The 21,753-nt window shown below is 53.6% G+C and carries 19 protein-coding genes and 1 riboswitch; of the genes, 8 read left to right on the top strand and 11 right to left on the bottom strand.

Annotated elements, in window-relative coordinates:
• Positions 1-101: 101 nt before the first annotated feature.
• Positions 102-950: a hypothetical protein gene (locus LC431_RS08945; protein ID WP_013574393.1), complete on the top strand. Its 849-nt coding sequence runs from the start codon at positions 102-104 to the stop codon at positions 948-950.
• A gap of 7 nt (positions 951-957) precedes the next feature.
• Here the strand turns inward: LC431_RS08945 and thiD are convergent, their stop codons facing one another.
• Positions 958-1,758 (bottom strand): bifunctional hydroxymethylpyrimidine kinase/phosphomethylpyrimidine kinase, encoded by an 801-nt coding sequence (gene thiD / locus LC431_RS08940; RefSeq protein WP_112151281.1) that lies wholly within the window; start codon positions 1,756-1,758, stop codon positions 958-960.
• Complete coding sequence (thiM, locus tag LC431_RS08935; protein ID WP_013574391.1) at positions 1,755-2,564, bottom strand: hydroxyethylthiazole kinase; 810 nt, start codon at positions 2,562-2,564, stop codon at positions 1,755-1,757. Before thiM ends, thiD begins: the two co-directional genes overlap by 4 nt.
• A 34-nt stretch (positions 2,565-2,598) precedes the next feature.
• Positions 2,599-2,697: riboswitch (TPP riboswitch) on the bottom strand.
• 153 nt (positions 2,698-2,850) lie between these two features.
• On the opposite strand from thiM, the gene LC431_RS08930 reads away from it, so the two are divergent.
• Together LC431_RS08930 and LC431_RS08925 are read left to right on the top strand one after the other, a co-directional pair.
• A complete protein-coding gene (locus LC431_RS08930) occupies positions 2,851-3,285 on the top strand; it encodes a GNAT family N-acetyltransferase (RefSeq protein ID WP_013574390.1) in 435 nt (144 codons plus the stop codon).
• A 139-nt stretch (positions 3,286-3,424) separates the two neighbouring features.
• Positions 3,425-4,084 carry a DUF3313 domain-containing protein gene (locus LC431_RS08925; RefSeq protein ID WP_013574389.1) on the top strand — a complete coding sequence of 220 codons (660 nt, stop codon included), beginning with the start codon at positions 3,425-3,427 and terminating at the stop codon, positions 4,082-4,084.
• A gap of 51 nt (positions 4,085-4,135) precedes the next feature.
• Here LC431_RS08925 and LC431_RS08920 read toward each other — a convergent pair whose 3' ends face one another.
• Positions 4,136-5,029 (bottom strand): LysR family transcriptional regulator, encoded by an 894-nt coding sequence (locus tag LC431_RS08920; RefSeq protein WP_223509719.1) that lies wholly within the window; start codon positions 5,027-5,029, stop codon positions 4,136-4,138.
• Positions 5,030-5,114: 85 nt separating this feature from the next.
• On the opposite strand from LC431_RS08920, the gene LC431_RS08915 reads away from it, so the two are divergent.
• The gene (locus tag LC431_RS08915; RefSeq protein WP_223509718.1) at positions 5,115-5,888 is read left to right on the top strand and encodes an NAD(P)H-dependent oxidoreductase; all 774 of its coding nucleotides are present in this window, start codon (positions 5,115-5,117) and stop codon (positions 5,886-5,888) included.
• A gap of 118 nt (positions 5,889-6,006) precedes the next feature.
• Here LC431_RS08915 and LC431_RS08910 read toward each other — a convergent pair whose 3' ends face one another.
• The 3 genes from LC431_RS08910 to guaB all read right to left on the bottom strand — a co-directional run bounded on the left by LC431_RS08910 (position 6,007) and on the right by guaB (position 10,743).
• The gene (locus LC431_RS08910) at positions 6,007-7,341 is read right to left on the bottom strand and encodes a bifunctional diguanylate cyclase/phosphodiesterase (protein ID WP_013574386.1); all 1,335 of its coding nucleotides are present in this window, start codon (positions 7,339-7,341) and stop codon (positions 6,007-6,009) included.
• Between the two features lie 253 nt (positions 7,342-7,594).
• Positions 7,595-9,172, bottom strand: coding sequence for a glutamine-hydrolyzing GMP synthase (gene guaA / locus LC431_RS08905; protein WP_013574385.1), 1,578 nt, complete (start codon positions 9,170-9,172; stop codon positions 7,595-7,597).
• 104 nt (positions 9,173-9,276) lie between these two features.
• Complete coding sequence (guaB, locus tag LC431_RS08900; protein ID WP_015689478.1) at positions 9,277-10,743, bottom strand: IMP dehydrogenase; 1,467 nt, start codon at positions 10,741-10,743, stop codon at positions 9,277-9,279.
• A gap of 168 nt (positions 10,744-10,911) precedes the next feature.
• Here guaB and xseA point away from each other — a divergent pair, with 168 nt between their 5' ends.
• Entirely contained in the window at positions 10,912-12,285 is a 1,374-nt protein-coding gene (gene xseA, locus LC431_RS08895) for an exodeoxyribonuclease VII large subunit (RefSeq protein ID WP_013574383.1), read from the top strand.
• Between the two features lie 52 nt (positions 12,286-12,337).
• Here xseA and LC431_RS08890 read toward each other — a convergent pair whose 3' ends face one another.
• Complete coding sequence (locus LC431_RS08890) at positions 12,338-14,701, bottom strand: TIM-barrel domain-containing protein (protein ID WP_153374843.1); 2,364 nt, start codon at positions 14,699-14,701, stop codon at positions 12,338-12,340.
• Positions 14,698-16,011 (bottom strand): MFS transporter, encoded by a 1,314-nt coding sequence (locus LC431_RS08885; protein WP_013574381.1) that lies wholly within the window; start codon positions 16,009-16,011, stop codon positions 14,698-14,700. The genes LC431_RS08890 and LC431_RS08885 overlap by 4 nt, the downstream gene beginning before the upstream one ends.
• A gap of 214 nt (positions 16,012-16,225) precedes the next feature.
• Between LC431_RS08885 and LC431_RS08880 the strand changes: the two genes are divergently transcribed.
• The 3 genes from LC431_RS08880 (at position 16,226) to LC431_RS08870 (ending at position 18,823) form a co-directional block, all read left to right on the top strand.
• Entirely contained in the window at positions 16,226-17,308 is a 1,083-nt protein-coding gene (locus LC431_RS08880; protein ID WP_013574380.1) for a LacI family DNA-binding transcriptional regulator, read from the top strand.
• A gap of 135 nt (positions 17,309-17,443) precedes the next feature.
• Positions 17,444-18,478, top strand: a complete 1,035-nt coding sequence (locus tag LC431_RS08875) for a M4 family metallopeptidase (protein WP_112151286.1) — start codon at positions 17,444-17,446, stop codon at positions 18,476-18,478.
• Positions 18,479-18,823, top strand: a complete 345-nt coding sequence (locus LC431_RS08870) for a protealysin inhibitor emfourin (protein ID WP_013574378.1) — start codon at positions 18,479-18,481, stop codon at positions 18,821-18,823.
• On the opposite strand, the gene LC431_RS08865 is transcribed toward LC431_RS08870, so the two are convergent.
• The 3 genes from LC431_RS08865 to der form a co-directional block, all read right to left on the bottom strand.
• Entirely contained in the window at positions 18,808-19,038 is a 231-nt protein-coding gene (locus LC431_RS08865) for a zinc ribbon domain-containing protein (RefSeq protein ID WP_013574377.1), read from the bottom strand. The two genes, LC431_RS08870 and LC431_RS08865, sit on opposite strands and share 16 nt — an antisense overlap.
• A gap of 11 nt (positions 19,039-19,049) precedes the next feature.
• Complete coding sequence (locus tag LC431_RS08860; RefSeq protein ID WP_013574376.1) at positions 19,050-20,006, bottom strand: AEC family transporter; 957 nt, start codon at positions 20,004-20,006, stop codon at positions 19,050-19,052.
• A 66-nt stretch (positions 20,007-20,072) separates the two neighbouring features.
• A complete protein-coding gene (gene der / locus LC431_RS08855; RefSeq protein WP_223509717.1) occupies positions 20,073-21,557 on the bottom strand; it encodes a ribosome biogenesis GTPase Der in 1,485 nt (494 codons plus the stop codon).
• Positions 21,558-21,753: the final 196 nt, after the last annotated feature.

Here is a 21,753-nt window from a genome sequence, read left to right as displayed (position 1 = left end):
CAAACAGTGAACGACAGCGATCAAATTTTGCGGGTTATCCCTAAAATCTGTATGACAACTTGGTGTAAGCTGTAAACCACATCAATATCGTGGATACTTTTATGCCAGCCGCAGCCGCCCTGAAAAAAAGCTACTACAGTGCCGATCAGTCACTGTCCCTCTCCCAGCTCGATAACGAGAAAATCACCCAGATAGTTCATGATCTGGACGTGGCAGAAAGCGAAAAAGAACATTACGTCACGGGCTGGATGGGACAGAACAGCGTGGTACTGGTGAGAAATTATCAGGACAAACGGGGCACTTCCAGCGGCCTGGTGATGTCACGTGGCAACCGTTACAAACTCACCGTTCAGGCCATCACTTTCCGCATCCCCAAAGTGCTGCTGTGGGTCACATTCCGCCGTAAGCCCCGCACCATGACCGTTATTGCCTATAACAAGCTGGGTGAGCAGGCGACCGGCCTGCAACAGTTCATGCATGTGCAGGATCCTGAACTCAGGGAGAAACTGGAACAGGACTGGCGTGAACTGAACGATTATCTCGGCATGGCCTGCTGGCAGATGGATAACAACCGCCCGCAGTGGCGCCAGTTGTATGCGGATATCACGCCGCAAGCCCTCCTGACGCTGGCTGAATCACCGTGGTTCAGTGGCAAAAAACTGCAAAAGGATGGCGAATTTGAAGGGCTGTGGTCACACGGACAATTTATTGGCCGCCGCAGCGGTGAGCATGCGGCATTGCTGCTGTCGTGGCAGGACGAGGAGAACGACGATATTGCCAGCTATCTGTTTGAACGGATGTCAGCAACTAAAATCCGCGTCATGCTGCGCCCGCGTAAAGAAGAAAAATTCTATCCGCTGAACCCGTTTGATGCCGTTCATTTGCAACAGGCGCTGACGAAATTTCATCAGGTTGAACAGGCGCTGAGCGAAACCCAGCACCAGGCATAATCCGCGGTTACCACCAGCGGTGGAAATGATGCACAGGCCCGATACCGTGGCCGACTTCCAGTGAGTCGGCCTGCATCAGCGCCTGCTGTAAATAGGCTTTGGCTTCGCGTACCGTATCGGCCCAGTTGTGATGACGCGGACGTAACGCGGCCAGCGCGGCCGACAGCGTGCAACCGGTGCCATGGGTATGTCGGGTATTCACACGCGGCGCAGTAAACCGCTCACGGGAACCGGTCACAAACAGCCAGTCAGGGCTTTCCTCATCACTCAGATGTCCTCCTTTCATCAGCACGGCACCACATCCCATCGCCAGTAAGGCTTCTCCCTGCTCACGCATTTCGGTTTCATTCGCCGCCACCGCACATTCCAGTAACGCCGCCGCTTCGGGCAGATTTGGCGTAATAATGGAAGCCTGCGGGATCAGCAAACGACGCACGGCATCCACGGCCTCCGGCAGCAGTAACGGATCGCCACTTTTCGCCAGCATCACGGTATCCAGCACCACAAACGGCGGCTGATAATGTCTGAGTCGCTCCGCAACCGCCTCCACAATCTGACTGTTCGCCAGCATGCCGATTTTCGCACTGTCGATCCGCACATCGCTCAGTACGGAATCGAGCTGCGCTGAAACGAAACCGGGCTCAATGTTATAGACCGACTGCACACCACGGGTGTTCTGCGCCACCAGCGCGGTGATCACACTGGTGCCGTACGCACCCAGCGCCGAGAAGGTTTTCAAATCCGCCTGGATCCCCGCCCCGCCACTCGGATCTGTGCCTGCAATCGTCAGTGCATTAATACGTTTCATTGTATTTCCTCGCCATTCAGCCATTCCTCGCCCATTAAATACAGATTATCGAGGTATTCAGGCGTGAAACTGCCCGGCCCCTTCACGACCGCACAGGCGCGCTCGCCGGCACAGGACATCACCCGGCAGGCGGCGGCCACGTTATCCAGGCGATCACCCGGCAAAGCCACAAAGGCCGCCACCACCGCAGATAATGCGCATCCGGTACCCACCACGCGGGTCATCATCGGATGTCCGCCAGCCACCGCCCAACTGCGCATCCCGTCGGTGACGTAATCGGTTTCACCCGTCACAGCCACTACCGCGCCGGTCTCCCGCGCCAGTTGCTGTGCGGCAGGTAAGGCAGAAAGGGAATCATCACCGCTGTCCACGCCGCGCCCGGACGCACTGAGGCCGCTGAGAGCCAGGATTTCCGAGGCATTACCGCGGATTGCGGCAGGTTTAAGTGTGATGATTTCACGACAGAATTCTGTACGCCAGCTCAGACCGCCGACAGCAACCGGATCCAGCACCCAGGGCTTTCCGGCCTGACTGGCTGCGTGAATAGCCGCCCGCATCGCATCGGCATGGGGATGTGTCAGCGTGCCGACGTTCACCAATAAGGCATCAGCAATGGCGCCAAATTGCGCCGCTTCGGCGGGATCAACCACCATCGCCGGAGATGCACCCAGCGCCAGCAGGACATTGGCGGTAAAAGATTGCACCACGTCGTTGGTCAGGCAGTGAACCAGCGGCGCTGAAAGGCGGAGTCGTTTCAGAGAAGTGGCGGCTAAGGCGCCGGGCAAGAAGGTAGGTCGGGTATTCATAAATCTCCCCACCGGCACTCAGGAAGGCGGTATCAGGAGAGATACCTGACTTCCCTACGCTGGCATAATCCAGATCAGGTAATACGGGTAAAATCTCAGCCCTGCTTTGCAGCGGGCACCCCGAGTCAAGGGAACATTATTGGCGGCGGAGGTCAGAAGATCAATCAGGAAATGCGTTAAAAAAACCGATCAGCCAACGTAATTGAACTCACTCCGCTTCACTGGCAGTATCAGGAAACAGACATGAACAACACACGTTGATGAAAAATTTCCTCAGGAGTTTTACTTGTCCTCATCACTTATTGTCCGTCCTTATGAAGAAGCAGACCGTCCGTTTTTACGCACGTTGTATCTGGCCTCACGCAAGCATACCTGGACATGGCTGGAAGACGATTTTCAGCTGGAAGATTTTGACCGCGCAGTGATCGGCGAGACGATTCTGGTGGCAGAACGTGACGGACATTTACTGGGATTCGCCTCAATTTTCACTCAGGAAAATTTCCTGCATAACCTGTTTGTTGATCCGCAATATCAGGGAACCGGCGCAGGTTCAGCATTGCTTCAGGCTGCGGAAGAAACGTTTACCCGTCAGGGGTCGTTGAAATGTTTAGTAAAGAGTAAAAAATCAGTCGCTTTTTATCTGTCAAAAGGCTGGAACATCATCTCTACGGGGGACAGTCCAAAAGGTGAATACTATTTGTTTCATTCATCAAAAAAATAATTAAGGAAGAAATGATTACCTCACAGAACCGTATTTTCGCGATCCTGATGAATATCAATTTTTCTTTGTCGTTAAGAGGTTAAATTCCGCAGCGGTGCTATACATACTTGGTCTTCCTTAAAATATTTCGAGGGTACGAATGAAAACAATAAAACTGATGCAGATCGCCGCAGTGACTGGCGCACTGTTCCTGGCCGGTTGTACCAGCCACATTACCAAGACGGAAAAATACTCAGGTTTTTTAGGCGATTATTCCGGCCTTAAGGAAGTGAAAACGGCTGGGGGAAATCCGGTTCTGCGCTGGATCGATCCTTCGTTTAAGAAAGAAAATTATTCTTACATCAAATACGAACCGATTAAATTCTACCCGGAACCGCAGCCTACGGCGCAGATCGACAAAACCACCTTGCAGGGGGTGCTGGATTACGCCAACAGCCGCATGAAACCTGCACTGGCAGAGCGCCTGCCACTGACAGATCACGCAGGGCCGCGCACATTGATTTTCAAAGGTGCGATCACCGGTGTGAACACGTCGGCAGAAGGTTTGCAGTTCTATGAAGTCGTCCCGGTCGCGCTGGTTATTGCCGGAACTCAAACCGCGACAGGCCACCGCACGCGTGACACTGAAGTGTATTTCGAAGGTGAGCTGATCGACGCCAGTACTGGCAAACCGGTGATCAAAGTCGTGCGTAAAGGATTCGGTAAACAAGTTTCTAATGATAAACAGAAAGTTACCGCCAACGATTTAAAAGTTGTGGTAGATAGCCTGGCGAATGATACCAAGCTGTTCAACGAATAAGTTCCGGTTTTCCGCACCGTCAGACACAGGCAGTCGTAAGGCTGCCTTTTTTCAGACTGAATCAGCGATAAACTCACGCAGCCACTGATGTGCAGGATCACGATGAGCGCGCTCGTGCCAGACCATGTACATCTCGAACCCCGGGACATCCAGCGGCGGTTTAGTAACCTGCAAAGCAGGATTTCCACGTACCAGACGTTCCGGCAGCATCGCCACCAGATCAGTGGTCATCAGTACCTGAACGACAAACAGGAAATGCGGCACTGACATGACGACGCGGCGCGATAATCCAGTGGCCGCCAGCGCGATGTCGGTATTGCCATAGAAACCCCCACCATCAGGTGAAACGATCACATGTTCCAGTGCGCAAAACGCTGAACGCGATATCTTGCCTTTAACCTGCGGATGTCCTTTTCTGCTCACCAAAACATAACGTTCAGCAAACAATAATCGGCTGTGCAGGCCATTCATCACCGCCTCGCCGGTATGGAATGCGAGATCCAGCGTACCCTGCTCCATTTTGCGGATAATCCGCGCAGGTGACGTTTCAAAAATAGCCAGCCGTGCAGAAGGTGCGGCTATACGTAATGCCCGTAACGCGGGCAGCACAATGGTCGATTCGCCATAATCTGCCGCCCCCAGATTCCAGATATTCTTTGCCGTCGAGGGGTCAAACACTTCACCCGCAGATACGGCCTGCTCCAGCGCGGCCAGTGCTTGTCGCAGCGGCTCACGTAATTCATCAGCACGCGCGGTCGGCCGCATCCCCCGTGGTCCCGGCAGCAGCAAAGGGTCATCAAAAAATTCCCGCAACTTCGCGAGCTGAACGCTGACTGAAGGTTGTGAAAGATTACGGCGTTGCGCCGTACGCGTGACGTTTTGCTCGGCGAGCAGGACATCCAGCGTCAGCAACAAATTGAGATCCAAACGGCCGAAATTACTCATCGCTATACCTGCTATATGATCAATTCATTTCAACTATACCTGACAACAACCTACTCTGCGTTTACCACTTAGCGGAGAATTCGTCATGAATGTATTGATCGTCTATGCCCACCCTGAATCACAATCACTGAACGGCTCGCTGAAAGATTTTGCGGTCAGTCATTTGCAGGCCGCCGGGCACAATGTGCAGATATCGGATCTGTATGCCATGCAATGGAAAGCCGCGCTGGATGCCGGAGATAACACCGGGCCTTCACCAGGGCCTTTTCAACCTTCGCAGGATTCACAGCGCGCTTACCAGAATGGAACGCAAAGCCATGACATTACCGCCGAACAGGAAAAATTACAGTGGGCCGATACCGTGATATTTCAGTTCCCGCTATGGTGGTTTTCAATGCCCGCGATTATGAAAGGCTGGGTGGAACGCGTTTATGCCTACGGATTTGCTTACGGTGTCGGTGAACATTCCGACACGCACTGGGGCGACCGTTACGGAGAAGGCAAAATGGCCGGTAAACGCGCCATGCTGATGGTCACGACCGGCGGCTGGGAACCGCATTACAGTGCGCGTGGGATTAATGGCCCTATCGACGAGCTGCTGTTCCCGATCCATCACGGCATCCTGCACTATCCGGGCTTCAGCGTACTCCCGCCGCTGGTGTTCTACCGCACCGGACGCATGGATGAAACCCGCTATGCGCAAATTTGCGCGGAGATGTCTCACCGGCTGGATACATTAGAAAGCGCGACACCCATTTCATTCCGCCAGCAGAATGGCGGCGATTACGCTATTCCGTCACTGATATTGAAACCGGAAATTGCGCCGGAGAAAAATGGGTTTGCGGCGCATTTGAAATAACGATCTGAGAGAATTTCAGGCATAAAAAATGCCAGTGGATAATTTAATCACACTGGCGTTTTGTGGATTTTAAATAGCAGATGTCTCTAAAACTTATTCCCATTTGATCGCTATTTTCTCAATGCGCTTTGCCGTTTTTGGCTAAATACATGGCGTTGTCGGCATATTCGAGAAGCTGACGTTCATCGTTACCATGCTCCGGATAGAGTGCGATTCCGATACTGGGCGTGATGGTCAAACTGTGGCCTTCCAGGGTAAAAGGAGGATTGAAAGCGTCACGGATTTTTTCTGCTACCCGAGCAGACGCGGGTAAGGAAACCCCCTGAAGCAAAACCACAAACTCATCGCCGCCGACACGAGCGACGGTGTCCGATTCGCGCACACACAACTTCAGGCGCGCAGCGGCCCCCTGCAGCAGTAAATCCCCAATACCATGGCCAAGCGTATCGTTAACCTGTTTAAATTTGTCGAGATCAATGTACAACAGCGACAACTGACCTTGCTCCCGACGTGCTGTTGAGAGCGCGACTTTCAGGCGGTCATGTAAAAAACCCCGGTTCGGGAGGTCGGTCAGTGGATCATACTGCGCCATATACTGCAGCCGAGCCTGCATTTGCTGACGCTCAATGACAGTCGCAATTTGAGTCGAAACGAACTGCAGCAACTCCTGATCCTGTTCGTTGTAGCACACACCCCCCGGGTAGCTTTTGACCATAAGCACGCCAATCGTGCCCTTATGCGACTTGAGCGGAACACCCAGCCAGCAGAATGGATTCATGCCAAAAGAGACCCGCAATTCTTCCATGCGGGCAACCATCGTTTCAGGTGTGAGCAGCAGCGGCAGACCGGTATGAATAATCTCTGCGTAGAACGTACCTGGGATCAGGGTAAAGGGGTCTGGCCTCGGCAGAAACTGATCCACATGATAAGGGAAGCTAAGTTTACCGGTTTCATCATCGTAGAGCGTCACCGAGAAATTATCGACGGGCAGCAGCGTGCCGACGATCTCATGAATGCGCTGGAATAACTTGAGTAAATCTTCGGCGGTATGTGCAGCTTCAGAAATAGAATAAAGCGCAGACTGCAACAATTCGGATCGTTTGCGTTCGGTAATATCTCGGGCAACCCCAATGCGCAATTGATCAGCCGGTGACCAGCGTGCCGTCCACATGATGTTGACTACTTGTCCATTCTTATGAATGTAACGGTTCTCAAAATGAAACTGAGGATTGCCAGACATGATCCCCACCACCGAGTTTCGGGTTATTTCCCGATCTTCAGGCAGCATCATGTCAAACATGTTTTTGCCGATCATTTCTTTCGGCGTATAGCCAAAGATACGTTCGCATGATGCACTCGCAAAAACGATATTGGCATGGGCATCAACCGCAAAAACAGCATCCATCATGAGATCAATAAAACTGGCCAACGGCGCGTGAGGATTCGATTCCATAGAGAAACTATAAGGCCTGAATATAAGAGTGAGTACGACTACCTTTACGATAGATATCCGTCGTCCATTAGCACTGCATCGTTTTGCACCACCGGTTAAAGATAGTACAGGTACAGTTGAATAAACTCAGGAAAGAATCACATGATAAGGTTGAAACAGCCGTCTGATATCTGACAGATATCAAAAAGCCCGCATTTACGCGGGCTTAGAGGTGTTTATTGCTTTAACGTGCAGGCTGTTGCCAGACGCGAAATCATTCCCACTCAATCGTTGCCGGTGGTTTGCCCGAGATATCATAGACAACGCGGGAGATACCGTCGACTTCGTTGATGATGCGATTGGAGCAGCGGCCAAGGAAATCGTACGGCAGGTGTGCCCAGTGCGCGGTCATGAAATCGATGGTTTCTACTGCACGCAGGGAAACGACCCAGTCGTATTTACGGCCATCGCCCATCACACCAACGGAGCGGACAGGCAGGAAGACGGTGAAGGCCTGGCTGACTTTGTTATACAGGTCGGCTTTATGCAGTTCTTCGATGAAGATAGCATCGGCGCGACGCAGCAGGTCGCAGTATTCTTTCTTCACTTCGCCCAGCACGCGAACGCCCAGACCCGGCCCCGGGAACGGGTGACGGTAAAGCATGTCATACGGCAGGCCGAGTTCCAGACCGATTTTACGTACTTCGTCTTTGAACAGTTCTTTCAGCGGCTCAACCAGACCCAGTTTCATTTCTTTCGGCAAACCGCCCACGTTGTGATGCGATTTGATCACGTGCGCTTTACCGGTGGCCGAGGCTGCGGATTCAATCACGTCAGGGTAGATGGTGCCCTGCGCCAGCCATTTCACTTCATCCTGCTTGCAGGCTTCTTCATCGAACACTTCAACAAAGACGCGGCCGATGATTTTACGTTTGGCCTCAGGTTCATCAACGCCTGCCAGCGCAGACAGGAAGCGCTCTTCCGCAGCGACATGAACGATGTTCAGACCGAAACGGTCACCGAACATTTCCAGCACCTGATCTGCTTCGTTAAGACGCAGCAGACCGTTATCGACGAACACGCAAGTCAGACGGTCGCCAATGGCGCGGTGCAGCAACATGGCGGTCACGGAAGAGTCAACGCCACCGGACAGGCCGAGGATCACATGATCGTCGCCAATCTGCACACGCAGACGTTCAACGGCATCTTCAATGATTTTTGCCGGCGTCCACAGGGCTTCGCACTCGCAGATATCCATGATGAAACGTTCGAGCATACGCAGGCCCTGACGGGTATGCGTCACTTCCGGGTGGAACTGCACACCGTAGAAGCGTTTTTCTTCGTTGGCCATAATGGCAAACGGGCAAGTCTCAGTGCTGGCAACGGTCACAAAATCAGACGGGATGGCCGTCACTTTATCGCCGTGGCTCATCCAGACGTCGAGCAACGGTTTGTTGTTCTCGCTCAGGGCATCCTGAATGTCACGGATCAGCGCACTTTCAGTCTGAACTTCAACCTGCGCATAACCAAATTCGCGCTCGTTAGAGCCTTCAACATGGCCGCCTAACTGCATCGCCATGGTTTGCATGCCGTAGCAGACGCCCAGAACCGGTACACCGGCTTCGAAGACATAGTCTGGTGCACGCGGGCTGTCATGCTCGGTGGTACTTTCCGGGCCGCCGGACAGGATGATCCCGTTCGGATTGAATTCGCGGATTTGGGCTTCGGTTACGTCCCAGGCCCAGAGTTCGCAATAGACACCCAGTTCACGCACGCGGCGCGCAACAAGTTGGGTGTACTGGGAGCCGAAATCGAGGATCAGGATACGGTGCTTGTGAATATTTTCGCTCATGAGGGGGCGTTTTCCAGAAAGCAATAAAAGCGTTAAAACAACAGGTTAAATTTTCTAACAATCTTAAAAGCAGACAGCGAGCCTTTAGCTCGCTGTCTTTAGGGTCAGGATCCCATGCGGTAGTTCGGTGACTCTTTGGTAATCGTCACGTCATGTACGTGGCTTTCCTGGATCCCGGCACCGCTGATGCGGACAAACTCAGCCTTGGTGCGCAGGTCGTCGATGGTAGCACAACCGGTCAGCCCCATACAGGAGCGCAGACCGCCCATTTGCTGGTGGATGATCTCTTTCAGACGGCCTTTATACGCCACACGACCTTCGATACCTTCCGGTACCAGTTTGTCAGCAGCGTTATCAGTCTGGAAGTAACGGTCTGAAGAGCCTTTGGACATCGCGCCCAGAGAACCCATGCCGCGGTAAGATTTGTATGAACGGCCCTGATACAGCTCGATTTCGCCCGGAGATTCTTCAGTACCCGCCAGCATCCCGCCGACCATCACACAGCTTGCGCCGGCAGCGATAGCTTTTGCGATGTCGCCGGAGAAGCGGATACCGCCGTCAGCGATAACCGGAATACCGGTGCCTTCCAGCGCTTCAACCGCGTCAGAAACGGCAGTGATTTGCGGAACACCCACGCCGGTCACGATACGGGTAGTACAGATGGAGCCAGGACCGATACCGACTTTCACCGCGCTCACGCCTGCTTTCGCCAGTGCCAGAGCACCTGCGCCAGTTGCAACGTTACCGCCAATGATTTGCAGATCCGGGTATTTCGCGCGGGTTGCGCGGATACGTTCCAGAACGCCTTCGGAATGGCCGTGAGAAGAGTCGATCAACAGAACGTCAACACCGGCAGCAACCAGCGCATCGATACGTTCTTCGTTGCCCGCACCTGCGCCAACCGCTGCACCGACGCGCAGGCTGCCCTGCTCATCTTTACAGGCATTCGGTTTACGTTCGGCTTTCTGGAAGTCTTTTACGGTGATCATACCGAGCAGATGGAATTGCGCGTCAACCACCAGTGCTTTCTCTACGCGTTTTTCGTGCATTTTTTGCAGCACGACTTCGCGGGCTTCGCCTTCTTTGACGGTGACCAGACGTTCTTTCGGCGTCATGACCGCAGTGACAGGCTGTTCCAGATCGGTCACGAAGCGCACGTCACGACCGGTAATAATACCGACCAGTTCGTTTTCTTCAGTCACGACCGGATAACCGGCAAAACCGTTAATTTCAGTGAGTTCTTTAACCTGACGCAAAGTGGTCGATGGCGTGACGGTTTTAGGGTCAGCAACAACGCCGCTTTCATGCTTCTTCACGCGACGGACTTCTTCCGCCTGACGCTCAATAGACATGTTCTTGTGAATGAATCCGAGGCCGCCTTCCTGCGCCAGAGCAATCGCCAGATTCGCTTCAGTCACGGTATCCATCGCTGCGGACAGCATAGGGATATTCAGACGGATTTTAGCGGTCAGTTGAGTACCGAGGTCGGCAGTATTAGGCAAAACTGTGGAGTGGGCTGGAACAAGGAGAACGTCGTCGAACGTTAGTGCTTCTTTTGCGATACGTAGCATGGGCAATATCTCACCAAGGTGGATGCGGAAAAGATAAAATATTGCAGCGGGAGTATACAGGTGAGTAGGCATTTCGACCAGAACTATTTCAAAAACTTCTTGATTACCTTTTGCGGGCATGTAGTATCGTTCGATTAAGTCTCTGTTTTTGAATTTGATCTGGATCACATGTCGCTACCTTCTTCGCCTCCTATTTTTACCGTAAGCCGCCTGAATCAGACGGTCCGACAGTTGCTGGAAAACGAAATGGGTCAGGTCTGGCTCTCCGGTGAGATTTCAAACTTCTCTCAGCCGTCCTCCGGCCACTGGTATTTTACGCTCAAAGATGACCGCGCTCAGGTCAAATGTGCCATGTTCCGCAACACGAATCGCCGCACAACGTTCCGCCCGCAAAATGGCCAGCAGGTATTAGTCCGCGCGACCATTACGCTGTATGAGCCACGTGGCGATTATCAGCTGATTGCCGAAAGTATGCAGGAAGCTGGCGACGGTTTATTGCAGCAAAAATTCGATCTGCTGAAACAGCAACTGGCCGCCGAAGGTCTGTTTGATGCACAGTTTAAACAACCGCTGCCCTCGCCTGCTAAATGCGTGGGTGTGATTACTTCCGCCAGCGGCGCCGCGCTGCATGACGTGTTAAATGTCTTAAAGCGTCGCGACCCGTCGTTACCCGTCATTATTTATCCGACGTCAGTTCAGGGCGCGGATGCGCCGGGGCAAATCGTCCGCGCCATTGAGCTGGCTAACGCTCGGGAAGAAGTCGATGTCCTGATTGTCGGGCGCGGTGGCGGTTCGCTGGAAGATTTATGGAGCTTTAACGATGAGCGCGTGGCACGGGCGATTTTTGCCAGCCGCATTCCGATCGTCAGCGCCGTCGGCCACGAAACCGATGTGACGATTGCCGATTTTGTTGCTGATTTACGTGCGCCGACGCCATCTGCTGCTGCCGAACTGATCAGCCGCAATCAGCTGGAATTGCTGCGCCAGATCCAGTCGCAGCAGCAGCGCCTCGAAATGGCGATGGATTATTATCTCGCACAACTGACGCAGCGCTTCACGCGTCTGAATCACCGCCTGCAACAGCAGCATCCGCATTTACGTCTGGCGCGTCAGCAAACGGCGCTGTTCAAATTGCGCCGTCGTCTTGATGAAGCCATGCAAAACCAGCTGCGTCAGATGCTGCGCCGCACCGACCGTTTGCAGCAACGCCTCACACAACAGCAACCGCAGCCGCGTATTCACCGCGCCCAGCAGCGGGTTCAGCAGCTTCAGTACCGGCTGCAACAGGCGATGTCATCGCAACTGACCGAAAGCCGTCAGCGTTTCGGTACTGCCTGTACGCAACTGGAAGGCGTCAGTCCGCTGGCGACACTCGCCCGCGGCTATAGCGTGACGACTACGCCGCAAGGCGCGTTGCTGAAGAAAACCACGCAGACTGCACCGGGCGATACACTGAAAACACGTCTGGCCGATGGCTGGATTGAAAGTGAAGTGAAATCGATTGTGGTAGAGAAGAAGGTGCGTAAACGTGCGGTTAAATAAGCGTTAGGTTTCCCCCATCCTCCCCCTTCGCAGGGGGAGGAGATTGAAAAGCTTACAGATTATAGTTATTTGTCTTCACGCCATTCACCCAAACTTCACGCGGTTCGCTTTGCGGCAGCACAATGCTCAGGGTTTTCCACGCCGGTTTGAAATCGCCGCGCTGCGTCAGCGTGATGTTGATTCGCTGATCGTCACTGGCGATATCCCAGTTCAGCCACAGCGCATGATTCTGCTCCCAGCGATGGCTTTCGCCGTCATCTTCAAACAGCATGCCTGACGATGTAACCTGACCCGGTGCCGGATACACATGCAATTCACGCAGCATATCTTTACTGGCCTCAACATGCGCCAGACGGCAAGATTGCGGCAATGCAGCACCGGCGCGCACCAGCAGCGGCAATCTGTCCAGCGGTGCGTCGAGGGTGATTGTCTGCCCGCCCGCAAACCATTCGCCGGTATAGAAATCGCACCAGCCCATTCCGTTATCAGGCAGATAAACATTACGCTCACGCTGCCCCTCATCCACCACGCTGGCGACCAGCAAATCACGTCCCATCAGGAAGTCATCGGTTTCCGCGAAGGTGTTTTTGTCGTGCTCGTGGTCGAGGAATGTCGGGCGCAGCATCGGCTCGTCATCCGCATGAGCCTGCCACAGCAAGGTGTAGAAATAAGGCAATAAGCGATAACGCAGACGGATGGCATCACGAATAAGCGGCGTCACCTGCGGATACATCCACGGCTCATTCACCGTGTGATCATCATTCCAGGAATGAATGGTGAAACGTGGATGCATCACGCCGTTTTGCACCCAGCGGACAAACAGTTCGGCATCCGGCTTATCCCCTGAGAATCCGCCGACGTCGTGCCCGACGTTATACAAACCGGATAAACTCATGCCGATGCCCATGCGGGTGTTGTAGCGCAGCGTCTGCCAGTTAGTGCGGTTATCACCGCTCCACGTTTGCACGTAACGCTGCATGCCGGAACAACCTGAGCGGGAAATCAGATACGGCCGGATTTCCGGCGCAAAGTTTTGCTGTGCTTCAAACGACGCACGCATCATCAGCAGCGGCATCACCGGACGGATATGTTTGATGGCGATGGATTTGCCGAAACCGTGGCAGCGCGCATCGCTGTCCCAGACTTCATACTCGTTGTTGTCATTCCACGTCGAGCCGATGCCTTTTTCAAGCAGCTGTTGTGTCACGCCTTTCTGCCACCAGCGCACAGCGGCCGGATGAGTGAAATCGAGGTGGGAACCTTCGTCATCCCAGAATACTGAGCGTTCCGGCACGTCGCTTTCGCTGTCACGGATAAATAAACCCTGCTCAGCAACCTGTTCATATTGCGGGTGATCCTGCAACAGGCAAGGTTTGATATTGGCCGCCAGACGGATACCAGCGTCAAGAAACGCTTTCGACATCACTTCCGGCTCAGGCACTTTGTCGTAGTTCCAGTTAAAGACGTAGCGCTTGTTGCCGATCGAGGTGTAACCCGATGATAACTGGAATGAATCACACGGAATTTCATGCTGTTCGCACAGCGTGATGAATTTCATCAGCTGTTGCTGGGCATCCGGCGCATCGGTGTAATACATGGTCGAGCCACTGTAACCGAGACTCCATTTCGGCCCAAAGGTAGTTTTACCGGTCAGGCGCACCAGCTTTTTGGTGACGTCGAGTGACGTCGGGCCGACAAACAGGTAGTAATCCAGATCGCCCGCTTCGGCACTGAAACGACGGTAAGGCAGATGGTAATTATCCAGTTCATTGCCGAGATCAAGCCAGACATTGCTGAGATTGTCGTAGAAAACGCCAAAACTGACACCATTGCGCCGCGTCAGGGTAAACGGGATATGCTTATACAGCGGATCGGTGCTGGCGGCGTTATAGCCCATCGCATCCAGATTACGCATTTCAAAGCGGCGGCCGCTACGGTTGAGATCACCGGCTTTCTCGCCCAGCCCGTACACGCCATCCTGCGCCTCACGCAGCTGATAGTGCGCCGATGCTTCGTTTTTCACGCCGAGCATATATGCACCGGTTTTCCGATCTTTTACCAGCGGCTGCCAGACACCGGCCTCATTTTTATATTCCCACTCCAGCCACAACGGCTGATGCACCGTGACGCGCAGCGCCTCAGTGGTCAGTGTCAGGCAATCGTCGCCCTGTTCGAGCTGATAGCCCGGCACTGAAAAACCTTCGTTGCTCAGACGGCCACGCCCTTCCCATGGTGCATCATTTTGTGGTGCGATACTCCAGGTACGATCCAGCGCAAGCTCGCCGTTTCGCTGGATGAATACGCGGATTAAACCCTGTTCCAGCACACGCAGAGAAAACAGATGTTTACCATCAACCCGCAAATCCACGCCTGCTTCATCCTGCCCGGCAAGCTCCCAGTGTTTTAACGTCTTCATAGACTCTCCCTTTTTGCCGGATTGCGGCGTTCAGCGATCAGAGCAACCAGGAAGACTGCGCCGATCAAATCAAAGAAACCCATCGCGATAAACAGCGGATTGAAACCCATTTTGTCGGCAACGGCGCCGATCAGCAGTGAAAACAGGAAACTGGCGATCCACGCCGAAGAACCGCGCATGCCGTTAACTGTCGCCACCTGGCTCTTATCGAATGTCTCCACCACGACGGCGCTCAGCATGCAGGAAATCACCTGATGACCGAAACCGCCGATGGAAATCAGGGCGATGGCGGCATACGGGCTTTGCGTCAAGGCGACCAGCGCCAGCGACAGCATCATAAATGCGCCGGTGACGGAGCTGGCGACGATGGAGTTAATGCGGGTGCAGCCAAACACTTTGCGGTACAACGTGGTGAGATAGCCGCTGGCAATACTGCCGAGGTCGGCGGCCAGGAACGGCAGCCAGGCAAACATCACAATGTGTTTTAAATCCATCCCACGTTCATTGGCGAGATACAACGGCACCCAGAAACTGAACACCGCCCACGCAGGCTCAGCCAGAAATGCCGGAATGGCGATACCGTAGAATTTCTTGTTTTTACAGACAATTTTCAGCGATTTGATAAACGGCAGACGCGTTTGTTGCGGCTCGTTATCTGAACGGATCAGCGCCAGTTCATCTTTGCTCAGGTTCGGATGCGTTTCCGGTGAATGGTAGAACTTCCACCACAGCAGAACCCACAGCATCGACAGCACGCCGCAGAACAGGAACGCACCACGCCAGCCAAATGACACGTGCGCGACCAGGATAATCGGCGGGGCCAGCATGGCACCAATCGAGAAGCCTACGCCTGCCCAGCCCGCGGCAACCGGACGCTCTTTACGCGGGAACCAGTCGGAAATCGCTTTGGCGTTGGCCGGAGTCGCCGCCGCTTCGGCACTGCCCATAAAGAAGCGCAGAACGGCGAGTTGGATCCAACTGCCCGCCCCTGCATGCAGCATACAAACCACCGCCCAGATTGAGGCGCAGATCAGAAAGCCCAGCTTCAGGCCAATTACATCAATCAGCCAGCCGCACAACGGCTGGAAAATGGTGTACGCCGCCTGAAACGCCGCGACGATGTAAGAATATTGTTCCGTGGTCATGTTCAGGCTGGTTTTCAGTTCAGCCGCCAGTAACCCCAGAGAATTTCGGGTGACGTAGTTGACCGTCACGCCGAGCAGAAACAGCGCCAGCATCCACCAGCGTAAAGCCTTTATCTTTCTGCGTCCTGCAACCGCAGCTGTCCCGGTATTTATTTGAATTGTCATGTCCGTTCTCCCACCCGTCGGCCTGGCCGCAGATGATGTGTCATGTGAGGTACTTCTGCAGAGTAGGCAGCCGGATTTGTGAGGGAAACGTGATTTTTTGCAAAAGCTTTCACGCTATAACTGGACGGGGAAGTCAGGGAGGATAAAAGCTCACGGGAAGCACATCTTCTGATATGAAAATTTTTGCATGGACGATTTTGAAGGAGATCACAGTTTGAAAGGAAAGTTAAATATCCAGCAAATTGCCGACCAGACAGGGTTGTCGATCAGTACCGTTTCACGGGTTTTAGCCGGAAAAAATAACACCAGCAGCAAGGCGCGCGACAGCGTGCTTGAGTGTGCCAAATCTCAGGGCGTTCTCGATGGCCTTTCCACCGGCAGGCTGATGCTCAACAACATTTTGATTTTCGCTCCCGCCCGCGCCTTTGATGTGCGCAGCGATATTTTTTACTACAAGGTGATCCAGGGCATTCTGGCTGCCACAGCCCATCATGAAGTGCGCGTCCGTTATTGTGCGATGGAAGAAGAAAACGCCGATGCTGCGCTGTTCATCGCCAAAATGACCGATCCGCAAACCGAAGCCGTATTACTGGTCGGTATCGACGATCCTCACATTCATCAATTGGCCGCTGACATGGGCAAGCCCTGCGTGCTGGTCAATTGCCATGACCGGCATATGCGCCATGACAGTGTCAGCCCCGATCATCAGACGATGGGCGATTTCGCCTGCGACTATCTCTTTTCTCAGGGCCACACACATATCGTGACCGTGCAGTGCCTGCGACGTCATACGATGGAACTTCGGCTCACGGGGATTAAACAGGCGTTCACGCGCCATCATCAGGTTTTCAGTGACAGCCAGCATTTGCTGAATACCTCAGGATTCGGTGCCCAGGAAAGCGAACAGGCGCTGCTGGAATTTCTGGATGCCTTGCCGCCCGGCCAGCCGCTGCCGACCGCAATCCTGGCCGGTGGCGATTTTATGGCTTCCGGCGTGGTAGCAGCGCTGGCTAAACGCGGCTTTTCCGTGCCCGGGGATATCAGCGTTATCAGCACTGACGGATTCAATCTTGCAGAAATTCACGATGTGCCGCTGACAGCGGTGCATGTGCCGCGCGATGAACTCGGTGCCGAAGCGATTTCCCTGTTGCAACGGCGCATGCTGCGCCCCGATGCGCCTCACACAACGCAGCTGTTGCAGGGAAAACTGGTGGTGCGCGAATCGGTCAGAAAAGCCAGCGGACGCGCTGTGATTTGTCATTCGCATACGTTGTATGACCCGCAGCCGGACAGATAAATCTCATCTTTAACAGGCTTAACGCTCAGCAGTTCTATACTGACGGTGATGACTATTCATTAGCCGGCTTTCAGTATCAGACGGTCAGAACACCTTGTTTTCACCTTCGGGTGACTCTTGATAAGGAGATTCACGATGAATCACAGTTCAGCAAAGCGTTACAACAGCGTTATCCCGCCCTACATGCTTAACCGTATTATTGAACACGGTTCAGAGCCCCAGCGCAGATGTGCCAGACAGACGCTGGTACATGTGAATACCCTGATGGCACAGCCCTACGCCAAACCGCAGAAGATCGTGACAGCCAAAGCGGGTCAGGTTGAGCGTGATATTTATGACGCCAAAAATACCACCCGACTACCGGGGGAATCCGTGCGTAAGGAAGGTCAGCCAAGTAACGGCGATGTGTCGGTGGATGAAGCCTATGATTATCTTGGCGTGACCTATGATTTCTTCTGGCAGGCCTATCAGCGAAATTCCCTTGATAACAAAGGGCTGGCGCTTCTCGGCACGGTGCATTATGACAAAGGCTATCAGAATGCCTTCTGGAACGGGCAGCAGATGGTGTTTGGTGACGGTGACGGCGAAATCTTTAACCGCTTCACGATTGCTATCGACGTTGTCGGGCACGAGCTTTCCCACGGGGTCACCGAAACGGAAGCAGGTCTGGAATATAACGGCCAGTCCGGCGCACTGAACGAATCGATGTCGGATGTGTTTGGTTCGCTGGTGAAACAATTCCACCTGAAACAAACTGCCGATAAAGCCGACTGGATTATTGGTGAAGGTTTGCTGGCGAAAGGCATTAACGGTTCCGGCCTGCGTTCTATGTCTCATCCCGGTACCGCTTACGATGACCCGCTGTTGGGTAAAGATCCGCAACCGGCGGACATGAAGGGTTATGTGAATACCCGCGATGACAACGGCGGTGTGCACATTAATTCAGGCATACCTAACCGCGCGTTCTATCTGGCAGCGACTAAACTGGGTGGTAACGCGTGGGAACGTGCAGGTTACGTCTGGTATGACACGGTTTGTGATAAATCCCTGCCCAAAAATGCAGACTTTGTCACGTTCGCCCAACTGACGATTCAGCATGCGGAAAAACGCTTTGACGCTTCCGTTGCACAAGCGGTTCGTGAAGCCTGGGAGCAGGTCGGAGTGATGTAAATGAAACCTTTAGATTCGCTGGAAAGTAATGCGGTCATTGAGATTTACCGCGAAGGCGGCATTGCGTTTATCCCGAAACTCAGCGGGCCGCGACGGGTCGAACTTTCAGGTATGAGTGATGATAAGCGGCGGGAAATTTGCCAGCTCATCAACAAAGCCCTGCCCTATGCTCAGGAAAAAGAAAACGCCGGTCATGGCGACCAGCGTTATTTCCGGCTGGAGATTTACTATGCTTCGCAAGCGCATTCGGCCAGCCTGGTGGTGATTATTCCTGAAACCGAAACGCCCGAGGAACTGGTGAATTTATGGAAGCAGGCTCCCCCTGACGATCACTCTGCGGAATAAGGCGAATACGTAAACCGTACCCTTTTTTTAGAAATCATCCCGTGCCCGTTTTGGCAGAAGTAATCGACCGCGCCGCAGGCTTTCAGCTCCTGCAACGGTTGCTGGCAATCCGGGCATAATGCGATTTGCTGATAGTCGCCATGGCTGGCGTCACAATGAAAGTGACCACTTACCCAGCTCATCGGCTGGCTGCAAACCGGACAAAGTGCATCCATCGTCTATCCCTCTAAATAACACCCAGCGTCCGCAGTAAATACAGACCCAGTGCGGTAGTGAAAAATGATCCGAGCGTGGTGACGGCAATAATATTCGCCGCCAGCGTCGCGTTGCCGCCCATTGCACGGGTCATCACGTAGCTGCCCGCTGCGGTCGGTGTGCAGGAAAAGAGAAATATAACGCCGAGCGCCGCGTCGCGAAAGCCAAACAGCCATGCCCCGAAGGTCATCAGCGCAGGCACAAATATCACACGTGACGCGGAAGACCAGGCCGCCACGTGAGAACTGCGGAACATCGCCTTCACGTCAAGACTGGCACCGGCACATAACATTGCCAGCGGCAGCGCCATCCCTGAAATAAACTCACCGGTGCTGGCAATGGTCGCTGGCATCGGTAAATGGCTGTACTTAAACGCCAGCCCGAGCACCAGACCAATAATCAGCGGATTGGTGATAATGCCGCGCAGAATCGGCTTCAGCCCGATGCTATTCCCCTGCCCGCCTTTCAGGCTACGGGTTAGCGTAATCACGGAAAGCACGTTGAAGAGGATCACTGTGACCGCCAGATACATCGACCCCAGCGCAATACCTTCGCTGCCAAAGGCCAGCGAGGCATAAGCAAGACCCGCGATGCCGGTATTGGCGCGGAATCCTCCCTGCACAAAAATACCGCGCTCACGCGGGTCTTTCACCAGTTTTATCGCCACCAGTTCCAGCAACAGAAATGAAGCGACGGTGCCCAGGCCACCATAAATGGCGAGCGGCAGATTTGAGCCTGAGGAATCATGCCCTTGCGCCACGCTGAAAAAAAGCAGGCAAGGTAAGGCGATATTGAACACCAGCCGGCTGGCTTTCTCGTTAAAACTGTCGTCCATCAGGCCAGTGCGGCGCAAAAACACGCCCAGCAGCAAGATCAATAAATTGGGAACCGTAACGCCAAACGCAAAACTCCAGGTCTGCCAGAACATCCAGCCAGCTCCTTGCGGGGAAATTAAGACGAAAAAAAGGGGTACATTTTCATGCACCCCATTCGTTTAGGATTTGTTTTTCAGGTGCTGCATCAGACGTCGGCGCTTGCGCTGCTGGTGAGGAGAAAGCGAGTTTTTCTTGCCTTCATACGGGTTCTCACCTTCTTTGAACTGAATGCGGATTGGCGTTCCCATCACTTTCAGTGAACGACGGAAATAGTTCATCAGATAGCGTTTATAGGAATCAGCCAGGTCTTTCACCTGATTACCGTGAATCACCACGATTGGCGGGTTATAACCCCCGGCGTGGGCATATTTCAGTTTCACGCGGCGACCATTGACCAGCGGTGGCTGGTGATCGTCAGCCGCCATTTGCATGATACGGGTCAGTAAGGAAGTGCTCACACGCGTGGTTGCACAGGTGTACGCTTCGTTTACTGACTCAAACAGGTTGCCAACGCCGCTGCCGTGCAGGGCAGAGATGAAGTGAATGCGGGCAAAATCAACGAAACCAAGACGCAGATCCAGCTGATCTTTAACCTGAGCACGCGCTTCTTCGCTCATGCCATCCCACTTGTTGACCACGATAACCAGTGAGCGCCCGCTGTTGAGGATAAAGCCTAACAGCGAGAGATCCTGATCGGAAATGCCTTCGCGGGCATCGATAACCAGCATCACTACGTTGGCATCTTCAATCGCCTGCAAGGTTTTGATTACCGAGAATTTCTCCACGGTTTCAGTCACTTTGCCGCGCTTACGCACACCGGCGGTATCAATCAGAACGTATTCACGCTCGTCACGCACCATCGGGATATAAATACTGTCACGGGTGGTGCCCGGCATGTCATAAACCACGACGCGCTCTTCACCCAGAATACGGTTAGTCAGTGTGGACTTACCTACATTCGGACGTCCGACGATAGCCAGCTTGATTGGCAGAGACTGCGGGTCGAAATTATCTTCTTCGTCTTCAGGGATTTCATCACCGGTGGCTTCCTGCTCGGCCCAGTAAGCCGCGTTAGCTTCTTCCTCGGTCAGTTCGACTTCTTCCGGCTTTTCGCCCACGAACGGGATCAGAACGTGTTCGATAAGCTGCGTCACGCCACGACCGTGGGAAGCGGCGATGGCATAGACTTCGCCAAGGCCCAGCGAGTAGAAATCGCCGGTGGCGCTGTCCGGATCCAGCCCGTCAGTTTTGTTGGCGACCAGGAAAGTGGCTTTTTCACGGCTGCGAAGATGCTGGGCAATGCCCTGATCGGCAGGCATAAGGCCCGCGCGCGCATCTACCATGAACAGCACGATATCCGCTTCTTCGATAGCCAGCAGAGATTGCCCTGCCATGCGGGTTTCAACGCCATCTTCGGTACCGTCAATACCGCCGGTATCCACGATGATGAATTCATTACCCTCAATTTCGGCACGACCATACTTGCGGTCACGCGTAAGCCCCGGGAAATCCGCCACCAGCGCATCACGCGTCTTGGTTAAACGGTTAAATAAAGTGGATTTACCCACATTCGGGCGCCCAACAAGCGCAACGACAGGTATCATTTTGAAGCCTCAGTGTTTTTATAGGTGGTGCTAAACGCAAATAGCTGGCCTGCTGAATTTCATTGCAAACCACTATAATTCAATTTGTTACAGCGTAATCTCTCATTGGGGATTACGCGGATTTCAGAATACGAAACGGCCCCTGAGCAATTCAGGAGCCGTTTTAAAGCCCGGGGTCAACCGACCTCAGGACCAG

This window comes from Rahnella sp. GSA61A (assembly GCF_019969905.1).
Lineage (GTDB): Bacteria > Pseudomonadota > Gammaproteobacteria > Enterobacterales > Enterobacteriaceae > Rahnella > Rahnella aceris.
The sequence above is the reverse complement of the archived record's forward strand: the minus strand, read 5'-3'. Positions and strand labels throughout refer to the sequence as shown.

Bases quoted from the DNA above. Each gene is read 5' to 3' on its own strand.
- LC431_RS08945 (WP_013574393.1), top strand. From the start codon at position 102: ATGCCAGCCGCAGCCGCCCTGAAAAAAAGCTACTACAGTGCCGATCAG.
- thiD (WP_112151281.1), bottom strand. From the start codon at position 1,758: ATGAAACGTATTAATGCACTGACGATTGCAGGCACAGATCCGAGTGGC.
- thiM (WP_013574391.1), bottom strand. From the start codon at position 2,564: ATGAATACCCGACCTACCTTCTTGCCCGGCGCCTTAGCCGCCACTTCT.
- LC431_RS08925 (WP_013574389.1), top strand. From the start codon at position 3,425: ATGAAAACAATAAAACTGATGCAGATCGCCGCAGTGACTGGCGCACTG.
- LC431_RS08920 (WP_223509719.1), bottom strand. From the start codon at position 5,029: ATGAGTAATTTCGGCCGTTTGGATCTCAATTTGTTGCTGACGCTGGAT.
- LC431_RS08915 (WP_223509718.1), top strand. From the start codon at position 5,115: ATGAATGTATTGATCGTCTATGCCCACCCTGAATCACAATCACTGAAC.
- LC431_RS08910 (WP_013574386.1), bottom strand. From the start codon at position 7,341: ATGGAATCGAATCCTCACGCGCCGTTGGCCAGTTTTATTGATCTCATG.
- guaA (WP_013574385.1), bottom strand. From the start codon at position 9,172: ATGAGCGAAAATATTCACAAGCACCGTATCCTGATCCTCGATTTCGGC.
- guaB (WP_015689478.1), bottom strand. From the start codon at position 10,743: ATGCTACGTATCGCAAAAGAAGCACTAACGTTCGACGACGTTCTCCTT.
- xseA (WP_013574383.1), top strand. From the start codon at position 10,912: ATGTCGCTACCTTCTTCGCCTCCTATTTTTACCGTAAGCCGCCTGAAT.
- LC431_RS08890 (WP_153374843.1), bottom strand. From the start codon at position 14,701: ATGAAGACGTTAAAACACTGGGAGCTTGCCGGGCAGGATGAAGCAGGC.
- LC431_RS08885 (WP_013574381.1), bottom strand. From the start codon at position 16,011: ATGACAATTCAAATAAATACCGGGACAGCTGCGGTTGCAGGACGCAGA.
- LC431_RS08875 (WP_112151286.1), top strand. From the start codon at position 17,444: ATGAATCACAGTTCAGCAAAGCGTTACAACAGCGTTATCCCGCCCTAC.
- LC431_RS08870 (WP_013574378.1), top strand. From the start codon at position 18,479: ATGAAACCTTTAGATTCGCTGGAAAGTAATGCGGTCATTGAGATTTAC.
- LC431_RS08865 (WP_013574377.1), bottom strand. From the start codon at position 19,038: ATGGATGCACTTTGTCCGGTTTGCAGCCAGCCGATGAGCTGGGTAAGT.
- LC431_RS08860 (WP_013574376.1), bottom strand. From the start codon at position 20,006: ATGTTCTGGCAGACCTGGAGTTTTGCGTTTGGCGTTACGGTTCCCAAT.
- der (WP_223509717.1), bottom strand. From the start codon at position 21,557: ATGATACCTGTCGTTGCGCTTGTTGGGCGCCCGAATGTGGGTAAATCC.